Source organism: Flavobacterium sp. ZE23DGlu08, assembly GCF_030505335.1.
GTDB classification, from domain to species: Bacteria; Bacteroidota; Bacteroidia; order Flavobacteriales; family Flavobacteriaceae; genus Flavobacterium; species Flavobacterium algoritolerans.
The window spans coordinates 1,434,802-1,449,230 of record NZ_CP130045.1; the positions used below are offsets into that span (position 1 = coordinate 1,434,802).

The window sequence follows — 14,429 nt, forward strand, 5'->3', positions numbered from 1 at the left end:
AATTACTGTTTTTCTCTGATTAAATAAATCCAACCTGTTTTTGGTTCTCCACTATTAAATTCTATCACATAATAATAGGTAGCACTTGGAAGATCTTCTCCTTTGTTTGACTGACCTTTCCATTGGTCTGTATAATTGGTCTGATTGTAAACCTTGATACCATATCTATTAAATATTTCCAGTTTTTTAACATCCATCAATCTTAAATCAAAGAAGTCATTTGAACCGTTCCCATCAGGGGAAATTCCTTTTTGGATATTACAATAAACAGACTCTATAACTACATTATTTGATGTTTCACAACCCGTATTCGTAGAAGTTACAGTAAGGGTATATGTTACAGGGAACACTACTTGTCCGCTTGGAGTTGATGCTATCACATCAGTTACGTTTAACACATTTGAATTAGTTCCGATAGGAGCTCCAGTATTATCCTTCCATTGGTAAGACACATTGTTTGGATCATATGAGCCTAATAGTGGATTTGCTGTTATAACATATTCTTTATTTTCGCAATCACCTATTGTTTCAAATTGAATTTGTGGAGGAATCGCGTTTATAGTTATTTCAGCACCTATAGTTATACAGGCAATACTATTTGTAAATCGCACACTCATTGTATATTTCCCTGGCGCCAAATTATTAAACACATTGCTGTTTTGATAACCATTACCTAAACTGTACTGAACGTTTGCTTGAGTACTAATTGTAATGCTTCCTGATGGTACTAAACATGTTGGTTGTACAACTTGAACCAAAGTTGGAGTTGACGGTAATAAAGGAAGTGGATTAATAGTTACACTTGTCAGACTTTGAACTGAACATGTATTGTCCGCAATATTTCTAACATATAATATATAATTATTTGGAGCTAATCCTGTAAATGTATTTGAAGCTTGATAGGTTGTTCCATTCAAACTATATTCGACTCCAGATTGAGCTGCTATTACAATAGTCCCAGATGTAACGGAACATGTTGGCTGAACAACGCTAGAAGTTGTTGGAACTACGGGAGGAGTTGGAATTGCATTAATCGTTACCGCAGATGTTGATGTATTTAAACAGCTAATATCAGCTGTGTTTCTTACATACAAGGTATAATTACCCGGAGCCAATCCTGCAAATGTATTTGAAGCCTGATACGTTAAACCATTTAAACTATACGCAACTCCAGGTTGTGTAGTTATTACAATAGTTCCTGATTGCACAGCACATGTTGGTTGTACCACGCTAACTGCTGTTGGCACTAGCACTACTTGTATAGGATTAATTGTTGTTGTTGATGCCGAAGAAGTGACACAAGTAGTATCAGAAAGATTTCTTACATACAAAGTATAAGTAGTTCCTGGAGCCAATCCTGTGAAGAGATTTGAAGCTTGATACGTTGTACCATTCAAACTATATTCTACCCCTGTTTGTGCTGTTATGGTAATGCTTCCTAATGGCATTCCACACGTAGGTTGAGTTACACTTGCCGTTGTTGGAACTACTGGTGGAGTTGGAATTGCATTAATTGTTGTTACAGATCCAGATGAAGTTACACAAGTGTTATCGGCTGTATTTCTAACATATAATGTATAAGTTCCAGGAACTAATCCTGTGAACGTATTTGAAGCTTGATATGTTGTACCATTCAAACTGTATTCTACTCCAGTTTGTGTTGTTATTGTAATACTTCCTGATGGTATACCACAGGTAGGCTGAACTAAACTTACTGTTGTTGGAACTACTGGAGGAGTTGGAATTGCATTAATCGTTATTGGAGATCCAGATGGAGTTATACAAGTATTGTCAGCAATATTTCTAACATACAAAATATAAGCACCCGGAGCCAATCCGCTAAAAGCATTTGAAGCTTGATACGTTGTACCATTCAAACTATATTCTACACCTGTTTGTGTAGTTATGGTAATGCTTCCTGATGGTGTTCCACACGTTGGTTGAGTAACACTTGCCGTAGTTGGAACTACTGGAGGAATTGGAATTGCATTAATTGTTGTTGCTGAAGACGATGAAGTTACACAAGTAGTATCAGCAGTATTTCTAACATACAAAGTGTAATTACCCGGAGCTAATCCTGTGAAAGTATTTGAAGCTTGGTAGGTTATACCATCTAAACTATACGCTACCCCAGATTGTGCTGTTATGGTAATACTTCCCGATGGCGTACCACATGTTGGCTGAGTAACGCTTGCCGATGTAGGAACTGCTGGAGGGTTTGGAATTGCATTAATTGTTGTTACTGACCCGGAAGAAGTTATACAAGTATTGTCCGCTGTATTTCTAACGTATAATGTATAAGTAGTACTTGGAGCTAATCCTGAGAAAACATTAGAAGCCTGATACGTTGTACCATTCAAACTGTACTCTACTCCAGTTTGTGTTGTTATGGTAATACTTCCTGTTGGTGTTCCACAAGTAGGTTGAACAACACTTGCTGTTGTTGGAACTAGTGGAGGAATTGGAATCGCATTAATGGTTATTGAAGACACAGATGGAGTCACACAGGTATTATCAGCTGTATTTCTAACATACAAAGTATAATTACCCGGAGCTAATCCGCTGAAATCATTTGAAGCTTGATACATTGTGCCGTCCAAACTATACATTACTCCTGTTTGTGTTGTTATGCTAATACTTCCTGATGGAGTACCACACGTAGGTTGAGTAACACTTGCTGTAGTTGGAACTACAGGTGGAGTTGGAATTGCATTAATTGTTGTTGATGACCCAGACGAAGTTACGCAAGTATTGTCCGCTATATTTCTAACATACAAAGTGTAATTACCCGGAGCTAATCCGCTGAAAACATTTGAAGCTTGATAGGTTATACCATCTAAACTATACGCTACCCCAGATTGTGCTGTTATAGTAATACTTCCAGATGGTGTACCACATGTTGGCTGAGTAACGCTAGCCGATGTAGGAACTGCTGGAGGGTTTGGAATTGCATTAATTGTTGTTACTGACCCGGAAGAAGTTACACAAGTATTGTCTGCTGTATTTCTAACATAAAGAGTATAAGTAGTACTTGGAGCTAATCCTGAGAAAACATTCGAAGCTTGATATGTTACACCATCCAAACTATACTCTACCCCAGATTGTGTTGTTATGGTAATGCTTCCTGTTGGTGTTCCACAAGTAGGCTGAACAACGCTCGCTGTTGTTGGAACTACAGGAGGAATAGGAACTGTATTAATTGTTATTGCTGCCCCAGATGGAGTCACACAGGTATTATCAGCTGTATTCCTAACATACAAAGTATAATTACCAGAAGCTAATCCATTGAAAGTATTTGAAGCTTGATACGTTGTGCCGTCCAAACTATACATTACTCCTGCTTGTGTCGTTATTACGATACTTCCAGATGGTGTTCCACACGTTGGTTGTGTAACACTTACTGTAGTTGGAACTACAGGAGGAGTTGGAACTACATCAATTACTGTTGGTGACGCTGATGAAACTACGCAAGTAGTATCCGCTGTATTTCTAACATACAAAGTATAAGACCCCGGAGCTAGTCCATTGAAAGTATTTGAAGCTTGATAGGTTATCCCATCCAAACTATATTCTACTCCTGCTTGTGCCGTTATAACGATACTTCCAGATGGTGTTCCACACGTTGGTTGAGTAACACTCATCGTTGTTGGAACTGCTGGTGGAGTTGGAACTGCATTAATTGTTGATACTGATCCAGATGAAGCGGTACACGTATTATCGGCTATATTTCTAACATATAATGTATAACCTCCTGGAACTAATCCCGTAAAAGTATTTGAAGATTGGTAGGTCGTACCATCCAAACTATACTCTACTCCAGTTTGCGTTGTTATAACTAAACTTCCAGATGGCGTAGCACATGTAGGTTGAATAACGTTTGCCGTTGTTGGAACCACTGGAGGAGTTGGAATTGCATTAACAACTGCAGGAGTAGCTGATGAAAGCACACAAGAATTATCTAATTTATTTCTAACATATAAGGTATAATTCCCAGGTACTAATCCCGAAAATGTATTAGAATCCTGATAAACAGTACCATTTATACTATATTCAACCCCTGGTTGTGTTGCAATTACAATAGTTCCGGTTTGCAAAGCACATGTTGGTTGTGTAATGCTGGCCGTTGTAGGGATTGAAACAAAATTCATCGTAATATTTGCCTCTGAATAACAAGGTGTTAATGCAGCTGAAGCAACAACTACAGGATTTGGATCTTTAAGATTATAATCTATGGCAGCAATCCCATAATCTAAATTACTAGTTCTTTCCGGACTCAAAAATGAATTAGTAACCGACTGACTACCATCTTCTTTGTCATTCATTGTCAAAGCAAAAAACTTAATATCTCCTGTTGTATAACCAATTGCAAATTCCAGTGATATTGACCACCCAATTCCAATTTAAAGTGAGCACCTGATTCCAATTCAAAATGACCACCCAATTCCGGGGCAAAATGACCACCCCATTTTTCATTAAAAACTACTCTTTTTCATCTGTTAATTAGTGTTCAAATATACTTAAATATTATCCTTTGTTTATCCCTCTTTTTTTTCTCATAGATTCTCCATGTAATTCGAGTCGATGAGATTGATGTATCAGCCTATCCAAAATTGCATCAGCTATGGTTTTTTCTCCAATGATGTCATACCAGCCTTGCACTGGGATTTGTGAGGTTACAATGATAGAACCGTTATTATGCCTGTCTTCAATGATCTCTAAAAGGGTAATTCGGTTACTGCTATCCAAAGCTTGGAGTCCAAAATCGTCTAATATAATAACATCTTGCCGTTCTATTTTGGCCAATTCTCTCAGGTAAGAACCATCTGCTTTGGCCATTTTTAATTTAGCAAACAGCTTCGAAGTATTAAAATAACTTACTTTAAAACCTTGGATACAGGCTTGATAACCTAATGCTGTGCCTAAATAACTTTTGCCTACACCAGTGCTTCCCGTTATTAAAATGTTTTCATTTTTTTCGACAAATTCACATTCTGCCAGACGCAGTATGGTATTTCGATCCAGATTACGGGTTTGGTCAAAATTGATACTTTCAATATTTGATTTGTAATGGAATCGGGCGTTGGTGATACTGCGGGCAATACGCCGATTGTGCCTTTCATCCCATTCGGCATCAATAAGCATCGATACAAACTGATCGAGCGTGTAATGGTCTGTTTTTCCGCTTTCAATGGCTGTTTTAAAAGCATTGTGCATGCCGTAAAGCTTCATTTGTTTCATTTTTGTTACTGTGGATTCATTCATGATTACTGTGTTTTAATTTAATTATAATACTGTTTTCCTCTTATGTTAGCGTGAATTGGAAGTTCCTGCTCAGGTTCTTGTTCAAATTCGATATGATCTAAGTTGTTTTCTAAAATATTTTGAATGGTCTTAAAATTGTAAATTTTAAAATCAAGTGCCCGCTTACAGGCATTTATTAATCGCTCTTTCCCTACCTTTTTCTCGAAGTTTAATATTCCCAAACAACTTTTATAAGCCTGTTCAGGATGGTTTCTACTTTCAATTATTTGCATAATATATTCTGCTACTGACTCGTCAATACTACTGGCCCAATCAATGAAGCGGGCAGCACTCCACTGAGCTACAAATTGATGCGTGCTAGCCATATGTTCCGGGATTGTGGTATAGATATAAGGTTTGTAATTCCTTGGATGGATGGCTATTCGATTGTATTTGTGATAGATCTCTACCGTTGATTTGGTATACAATAGTTTCGCTTTTTTCTTGACATATTGATACGGAACGCTATAGTAATTTTTGTCCTGACTTAATTGAACATGCCCATTTTGCATTACTGTTGCAAAGGATTGGTATTTGATTTCAAAACGTTCTTGTGGTAATGGACTTAGTTTTTGTTGTTCATCTTCTAAAAATAATTCTATCCGAGAGTACGGACGTCCTGTGAGTTTTCGACTGTTATGAGCATCCAATAAATCCCATATTTGCTGGTTTAATTCTTCCAGAGAAAAGAATTTAGTTTCTTTTAGATTTACATAAATCCTTCGATACAAGATCTTAACAGCTCCTTCAACCAATGATTTGTCTCGGGGTTTATAAGCCCTGGCAGGCAAGATTGTAGTTTGGTAATGTTCGGCTAAATCAGCCAAGGTTTCATTAATGGTGGGTTCAAAACGACTGCTTTTTATCACTGCAGATTTTAAATTATCCGGAACAATTGCCGCAGGAGTACCTTCAAAAAAACGCATAGCATTTTCTACCGATGTAACAAAATCTTCCTTTTGTTGGCTCATGGAAGCTTCGGCATAGGTGTATTGACTGGCTCCTAATATGGCTACAAAAAATTGTACTTCTTTAATTTCTCCCGTGTCTTTATCAATGATGGAGAGTGTTTTTCCAGCATAATCCACATACATTTTATCACCCGCTTTGTGATTCATGTGCATCACTGGATTGACTCGTTTGCTCCATATTTTATAATGATGTCCAAATTGCGAGCTTCGGTAACCATTAGGATTTAGGACAATATATTGCTCCCACATGTGCTGTATGGTAACGCCAACTTTTTTTAGTTCGCGTTCCATTTTAGGAAAAAAATCATAAAGAAGCTGCAGTTTGGGACTGATTGATTCCACGGTAGTGTGTGAGAACAAAAGTTCTAACTCAGCATCAGTTTTTTCACTAATTACTTCAAAACTTAATCCTAGCACTTCAAATAAAGAAATATACTTCTTTACCGTATTTCTAGAAAGAGATAAGTACTTACTTATGAATAACTTACTTTTTCCGTTACAGTAGAACTTAATTGCTTTTCTAATTTTACTCATGTCTGTTATTTTGTTTGCCATAATCCGTCTTTTTTTAACGAATGTATGGTGCTAACAACATGAAAAAGTAAGTAGTTTTTGATGATCAATTGTACCCCAAAATTAGGTGGTCAATTTGAACTGGAAAGTGGTGGTCAGTTTGCTCCGAAACTGGTGGTCAATTTGCACTGGAATAGGATGGTCAATTTGACTGGTTTTTCCAACCAATAAGAGATTTTAAAACTTCTACTTCAAAACCAAGATTATAATCATTAATCCCACTATTATTTTTATTAACACCCATTACTGCTGAAGGAATACCTGTCGCAGCACTTCCTAAATAAGTTTTAACTGAAGTGCCTGTTCTTAATTCAATAACATTAGCATAATAATTCGTTTCGGCTGCATCTGTAGAAATAACTAAACAATAATCAGCCTGAAAATAAGAATCGAAAGTACTAGGATTATTATTAAAAATATTAAAGGCTCTAACTAATGGATCAGAACCTGCTTCATCACCATAATTTGAAACATTAAATCCTCCATTTTTAGTATCAAGAAACAACAAAATACTTCTATTATTTAAAACTTTACCAGCAATCCCTAAAACTACCTTATCTTCTAAAGCACTTATTTTTAAAGAATTTAAATATCCTGTTGAAGCATTCGCAGATAATGGAGCGGAAAGAAAGTTATCCTCTAAAGCTCCCGTTCCCCATGATGTCTCAGTAATAGATCCATCCATAGTAACTGCATATCTAGTCCTTACTTTAACAACTTGACCATCAGTTAAAGCATTAGTTGTAAACATTCTATTTGTTGACATGCCTTGCATAACAACACCATCAACAGAAAACTCGAATAAATCTGCTCCACCTGAAGCAGTAAAAGTAACTGGTGTTCCTAAACATAAAGGACTTGTTGTATTATTTGGTGGAGAAGCTGTCAAAGTAACCGCTGAAGGCGCTACATAAATTGATGCTACGACCGGTACACGTGTACTAATATCACTTCCTGACCTACTACGCACATAATACGTTCTAGTTGAACTAATACTTGGACTGTAAATAGTTCCAGTGTAAATAGGGGTTGTTGATGTTTGAGAAGTAAACCATTCAATAGTTTCTGTACCATTAGCTCCAAATGCGTAAACATTTACCTGCATTAAACTAACACCATCACCACAAGAACTACCAGCAGTAGTTGAAGGTGGTGGTAAAACAGCTTTGGTTTTTGAAATCCTTAATGATTTTTTATTTTTTTTTATTGTATCTGCAGAAATCAATTTTGAAGAAACATCAAAATTCACATCATGTAATTTCACAAGATCCTTTAAATTTTTCGAACTTAATGTAAACCCAAATAATAAATGAAATAGTAAAAATAAAAGTAATTTTTTCTTCATAAACTGATTTTTGTAGTTAATATATAACAGTATAATATTTTTAATCACTAAAAGTATTCTTTTATTTCCAATGAACAAATCAAATTTTAATAAAAATTTAACTATTTAAAAATAAAGAGATTAAATAGCTATAATCTTCATACCTATTTGAATAGTTTATAAAAACTCAACCTTATCAAACACTAAAAACCCTCATCACATATATGATTAGGATTTAAAAGAATCAAAAACAAGTTCAGATTAAAGAAAGGCAACGAGTCGAGGCGTTAGCCGAACACGTCTTACCGCTGTAAAACAAAAAATCCTCATCAAATGAATGATGAGGATTCTTCAAAGAAAGGCGACGACATACTCTCCCACATAACTGCAGTACCATCTGCGCAGGCGGGCTTAACTACTCTGTTCGGGATGGGAAGAGGTGAGCCCCGCCGCAATAACCACCTTAAGAGGTTATAATTGCTTTGGGCAATTATTGTAACAATTAAAAATTTATCATTGATAATTAATTACATAATATCTTAACATACTGAGATAAAGAAAATAAAAAGTATTAGAAAGTTTCTTCTCCCGTCCCGAAAGACGGGAGAAAAGCGTACATAAGCTTACGGGTTATTAGTACTACTCGACTATGACATTACTGCCTTTACATCTATAGCCTATCAACGTGGTCATCTCCCACGACCCTTAAAAGAAATCTCATCTTGTGGTGGGTTTCGCGCTTATATGCTTTCAGCGCTTATCCCTTCCAAACGTAGCTACTCTGCGATGCCACTGGCGTGACAACAGATACACTAGAGGTTTGTCCAATTCGGTCCTCTCGTACTAGAATCAGATCCACTCAAATTTCTTGCGCCCACAGTAGATAGAGACCGAACTGTCTCACGACGTTCTGAACCCAGCTCGCGTGCCACTTTAATGGGCGAACAGCCCAACCCTTGGGACCTTCTCCAGCCCCAGGATGTGACGAGCCGACATCGAGGTGCCAAACCCCCCCGTCGATATGAGCTCTTGGGGGAGATCAGCCTGTTATCCCCGGCGTACCTTTTATCCTTTGAGCGATGGCCCTTCCATGCGGAACCACCGGATCACTATGCTCTACTTTCGTACCTGATCGACCTGTATGTCTCTCAGTCAAGCTCCCTTATGCCATTGCACTCTACGCACGGTTACCAAGCGTACTGAGGGAACCTTTAGAAGCCTCCGTTACTCTTTTGGAGGCGACCACCCCAGTCAAACTACCCACCAAGCAATGTCCCCCGCAATGCGGGGTTAGGCCTCAGATAAACAAAGGGTTGTATTTCAACAATGACTCCACAACGCCTAGCGACGCCACTTCACAGTCTCCAACCTATCCTACACATCATTTATCCAAGGTCAATACTAAGCTATAGTAAAGGTGCACAGGGTCTTTTCGTCCCACTGCGGGTAAGCGGCATCTTCACCGCTACTACAATTTCACCGAGCTCATGGCTGAGACAGTGTCCAGATCGTTACACCATTCGTGCAGGTCGGAACTTACCCGACAAGGAATTTCGCTACCTTAGGACCGTTATAGTTACGGCCGCCGTTTACTGGGGCTTCATTTCAATGCTTCTGATTACTCATAACATCTCCACTTAACCTTCCAGCACCGGGCAGGTGTCAGGCCCTATACTTCATCTTACGATTTTGCAGAGCCCTGTGTTTTTGATAAACAGTCGCCTGGACCTCTTCACTGCGGCCAGCATTGCTGCTGGCGACCCTTCTCCCGAAGTTACGGGTCTATTTTGCCTAATTCCTTAGCCATGAATCTCTCGAGCACCTTAGGATTCTCTCCTCGACTACCTGTGTCGGTTTGCGGTACGGGTACTTATTACCTGAAGTTTAGAGGTTTTTCTTGGAAGCCCTTAGGCGCACTATCTCTTTGTCCGAAGACTCCGAGTACTATCGTATTTCCCCAAGCCGCGTGGATTTGCCTGCGCAGCTTATAGGTAGGTACTTCAACGAACTATTCCGTCAGTTCGCGGCGCTTTCATCACTCCGTCACCCCATCACAGTAATAACTAGTACGGGAATATTAACCCGTTGTCCATCGACTGTCCCTTTCGGGTTCGCCTTAGGTCCCGACTAACCCACAGCTGATTAGCATAGCTGTGGAAACCTTAGTCTTTCGGTGTGCGGGTTTCTCGCCCGCATTATCGTTACTTATGCCTACATTTTCTTTTCTAACCAGTCCAGCATACCTTACGATACACCTTCAACCCTGTTAGAATGCTCCCCTACCACTCCATAATTTAATATGAAATCCATAGCTTCGGTAATACGCTTATGCCCGATTATTATCCATGCTCGTCCGCTCGACTAGTGAGCTGTTACGCACTCTTTAAATGAATGGCTGCTTCCAAGCCAACATCCTAGCTGTCTGGGCAGACAAACCTCGTTCTTTCAACTTAGCGTATATTTGGGGACCTTAGCTGATGGTCTGGGTTCTTTCCCTCTCGGACTTGGACCTTAGCACCCAAGCCCTCACTGCACGGAAACATTATATAGCATTCGGAGTTTGTCAGGAATTGGTAGGCGGTGAAGCCCCCGCATCCAATCAGTAGCTCTACCTCTATATAACTTTGCGCCGTGCGCTGCACCTAAATGCATTTCGGGGAGTACGAGCTATTTCCGAGTTTGATTGGCCTTTCACCCCTACCCACAGGTCATCCGAAGACTTTTCAACGTCAACCGGTTCGGACCTCCACACTGTGTTACCAGCGCTTCATCCTGCCCATGGGTAGATCACACGGTTTCGCGTCTAACACTACTGACTAAAGCGCCCTATTCAGACTCGCTTTCGCTACGGATCCGTGGCTTAACCACTTATCCTTGCCAGCAACGTTAACTCGTAGGCTCATTATGCAAAAGGCACGCCGTCACCCAACGAATGGGCTCCGACCGCTTGTAAGCGTATGGTTTCAGGATCTATTTCACTCCGTTATTCACGGTTCTTTTCACCTTTCCCTCACGGTACTGGTTCACTATCGGTCTCTCAGGAGTATTTAGCCTTAGCGGATGGTCCCGCCAAATTCAGACAGGGTTTCACGTGCCCCGCCCTACTCAGGATACCACTATCAATATCTTCTATTACTTATACAGGGCTATCACCTTCTTTGGCTCTACTTTCCAGTAGATTCTAATTCTATCCGCATCAAATTTCGTGGTCCTACAACCCCAACATTGCCGTAACAACATTGGTTTGGGCTAATCCGCGTTCGCTCGCCACTACTTACGGAATCACTTTTGTTTTCTTCTCCTCCGCCTACTTAGATGTTTCAGTTCAGCGGGTTTGCCCACCTATCGGTGTACTATGTCTTCAACATAGTGGGTTGCCCCATTCAGGTATCTGCGGATCGTATCGTGTGTGCCAATCCCCGCAGCTTTTCGCAGCTTATCACGCCTTTCATCGCCTCTGAGAGCCAAGGCATCCCCCATACGCCCTTATTTTGCTTATTGTACCAATCTCGTTACTTAAAACGAGACCGTTTCTTTTACTTGCCTAATGATAAACAAGTAAAAAATGCTTTCTACTTTTTATTATTTTCTTATCTCAATATGTCAATGAACTTTTTTCTAGTGATTAGCCCTTAGTAATTAGTGATTAGTTTTTGACTAATTACTTTTTACTCTTTACTATTCACTCGAATAGTGGAGAATAACGGAGTCGAACCGTTGACCTCCTGCGTGCAAGGCAGGCGCTCTAGCCAGCTGAGCTAATCCCCCAATCTAATTATGAATTGTGAATTATGAATTATGAATTTATATTTCATAACTCCTCAACTCTAGAATTTCTTCTTTTATTTAAGCTTTAAATAGTTGTCTCGGACAGACTCGAACTGTCGACCCCTACATTATCAGTGTAGTACTCTAACCAGCTGAGCTACGAGACACTCTTATTCTTAAATGGTATTATTTGAACTAACAGCAAGAGTAATAAAATGTTGGTATTTGTTTCCTTCTCGAACTTTCGTCTTCTTTCCCTAGCGTGTATTGCTACTAACACTAAGGCTCTAGAAAGGAGGTGTTCCAGCCGCACCTTCCGGTACGGCTACCTTGTTACGACTTAGCCCTAGTTACCAGTTTTACCCTAGGCAGCTCCTTGCGGTCACCGACTTCAGGCACCCCCAGCTTCCATGGCTTGACGGGCGGTGTGTACAAGGCCCGGGAACGTATTCACCGGATCATGGCTGATATCCGATTACTAGCGATTCCAGCTTCACGGAGTCGAGTTGCAGACTCCGATCCGAACTGTGACCGGCTTTGTAGATTCGCTCCTGGTCACCCAGTGGCTGCTCTCTGTACCGGCCATTGTAGCACGTGTGTAGCCCAAGGCGTAAGGGCCGTGATGATTTGACGTCATCCCCACCTTCCTCTCAGTTTGCACTGGCAGTCTCGTTAGAGTTCCCGACATGACTCGCTGGCAACTAACAACAGGGGTTGCGCTCGTTATAGGACTTAACCTGACACCTCACGGCACGAGCTGACGACAACCATGCAGCACCTTGTAAATTGTCTTGCGAAGGGTCTGTTTCCAAACCGGTCAATCTACATTTAAGCCTTGGTAAGGTTCCTCGCGTATCATCGAATTAAACCACATGCTCCACCGCTTGTGCGGGCCCCCGTCAATTCCTTTGAGTTTCATTCTTGCGAACGTACTCCCCAGGTGGGATACTTATCACTTTCGCTTAGCCACTGAGATTGCTCCCAACAGCTAGTATCCATCGTTTACGGCGTGGACTACCAGGGTATCTAATCCTGTTCGCTACCCACGCTTTCGTCCATCAGCGTCAATCCATTAGTAGTAACCTGCCTTCGCAATTGGTATTCCATGTAATCTCTAAGCATTTCACCGCTACACTACATATTCTAGTTACTTCCTAATAATTCAAGTCCTACAGTATCAATGGCCGTTTCCCCGTTGAGCGGGGAGATTTCACCACTGACTTATAAGACCGCCTACGGACCCTTTAAACCCAATGATTCCGGATAACGCTTGGATCCTCCGTATTACCGCGGCTGCTGGCACGGAGTTAGCCGATCCTTATTCTCACAGTACCGTCAAGACATTACACGTAATGTTGTTTCTTCCTGTGCAAAAGCAGTTTACAATCCATAGGACCGTCATCCTGCACGCGGCATGGCTGGATCAGGCTTGCGCCCATTGTCCAATATTCCTCACTGCTGCCTCCCGTAGGAGTCTGGTCCGTGTCTCAGTACCAGTGTGGGGGATCTCCCTCTCAGGACCCCTACCCATCGTTGCCTTGGTAAGCCGTTACCTTACCAACTAGCTAATGGGACGCATGCTCATCTTTCACCGTTGTGACTTTAATTATAAAGTGATGCCACTCTATAATACTATGAGGTATTAATCCAAATTTCTCTGGGCTATCCCTCTGTGAAAGGTAGATTGCATACGCGTTACGCACCCGTGCGCCGGTCTCTAGTTCCGAAGAACTATACCCCTCGACTTGCATGTGTTAAGCCTGCCGCTAGCGTTCATCCTGAGCCAGGATCAAACTCTTCATCGTATATTGTGTGAGATCAGATAAATCTTCTCTCTTTGTTTATTCGACTAAATTCTAGTGGTTTTTTCAAATCTCTCGATTCTATTACTCTCATTCTTTTGTTTTGAAATCTCTTTCAAAACGGCTGTCAATTCAATATGTCTAGGAACGTGTTCTTCTTTGTTTTTCCCTTCGTCAACACTACTTAAAGTGTTTCTCGAAGCGGGTGCAAAAGTACAACTTCTTTTTTAACTGGCAAGAAAATTTTGAAGTTTTTTTTGGAAATTTTTATCTCCGTTTTACTACCGTTTTCTTATCAGTTTGTCAAGGAACTTTGCGCGTTTTGCGGGGTGCAAATGTAATAAGCTCTTTCTAATCTCACAAGCTTTTCTGAATCTTTTTTTGAAAATAAATTTCCTCTCTCAATCCAGTTTACTTGTCAGTCTTCTAAAGAACGTCTGCGTCATTGCGGGTGCAAAAGTAGCACCTTTATTCGCTTTTACAAGCTTTTTTAAACCTTTTTTTTCATGTTTTTACAACCCAATCTTTAACTCGCTGAAAACATGATTCTTGAAACACAAAGTTTTTTATACTATTCAACAATCTTACAGCTGATTAATGGGATTTCAAATCAAAACCACCTATTCCAATAAAGATGGGCAACTTTCAACTGCCTTTCCTTTCTTTATAAAATCTTAGGGAATTATCGCT

At 40.2% G+C, this 14,429-nt stretch carries 4 protein-coding genes, 2 tRNA genes and 3 rRNA genes; all 9 read right to left on the bottom strand.

Features of this window, described 5'->3' with window-relative positions; all coding sequences use genetic code 11:
- Positions 1-2: 2 nt before the first annotated feature.
- Positions 3-4,322, bottom strand: a complete 4,320-nt coding sequence (locus tag Q1W72_RS06330; protein ID WP_302137670.1) for a gliding motility-associated C-terminal domain-containing protein — start codon at positions 4,320-4,322, stop codon at positions 3-5.
- 202 nt (positions 4,323-4,524) lie between these two features.
- The gene (istB, locus tag Q1W72_RS06335) at positions 4,525-5,262 is read right to left on the bottom strand and encodes an IS21-like element helper ATPase IstB (RefSeq protein ID WP_113667236.1); all 738 of its coding nucleotides are present in this window, start codon (positions 5,260-5,262) and stop codon (positions 4,525-4,527) included.
- Between the two features lie 17 nt (positions 5,263-5,279).
- A complete protein-coding gene (istA, locus tag Q1W72_RS06340; RefSeq protein ID WP_158730039.1) occupies positions 5,280-6,827 on the bottom strand; it encodes an IS21 family transposase in 1,548 nt (515 codons plus the stop codon).
- A gap of 160 nt (positions 6,828-6,987) precedes the next feature.
- Positions 6,988-8,190, bottom strand: a complete 1,203-nt coding sequence (locus Q1W72_RS06345; protein WP_302137671.1) for a hypothetical protein — start codon at positions 8,188-8,190, stop codon at positions 6,988-6,990.
- A 335-nt stretch (positions 8,191-8,525) separates the two neighbouring features.
- Positions 8,526-8,635: ribosomal RNA gene (gene rrf, locus Q1W72_RS06350) — 5S ribosomal RNA — on the bottom strand.
- Between the two features lie 147 nt (positions 8,636-8,782).
- A 23S ribosomal RNA gene (locus tag Q1W72_RS06355) occupies positions 8,783-11,670 on the bottom strand.
- A gap of 193 nt (positions 11,671-11,863) precedes the next feature.
- A tRNA-Ala gene (locus tag Q1W72_RS06360) sits at positions 11,864-11,937 on the bottom strand.
- Between the two features lie 93 nt (positions 11,938-12,030).
- Positions 12,031-12,104: transfer RNA gene (locus tag Q1W72_RS06365), tRNA-Ile, on the bottom strand.
- A gap of 124 nt (positions 12,105-12,228) precedes the next feature.
- Positions 12,229-13,742: ribosomal RNA gene (locus tag Q1W72_RS06370) — 16S ribosomal RNA — on the bottom strand.
- The 16S, 23S and 5S rRNA genes sit together here with 2 tRNA genes alongside, the layout of an rRNA operon.
- Positions 13,743-14,429: the final 687 nt, after the last annotated feature.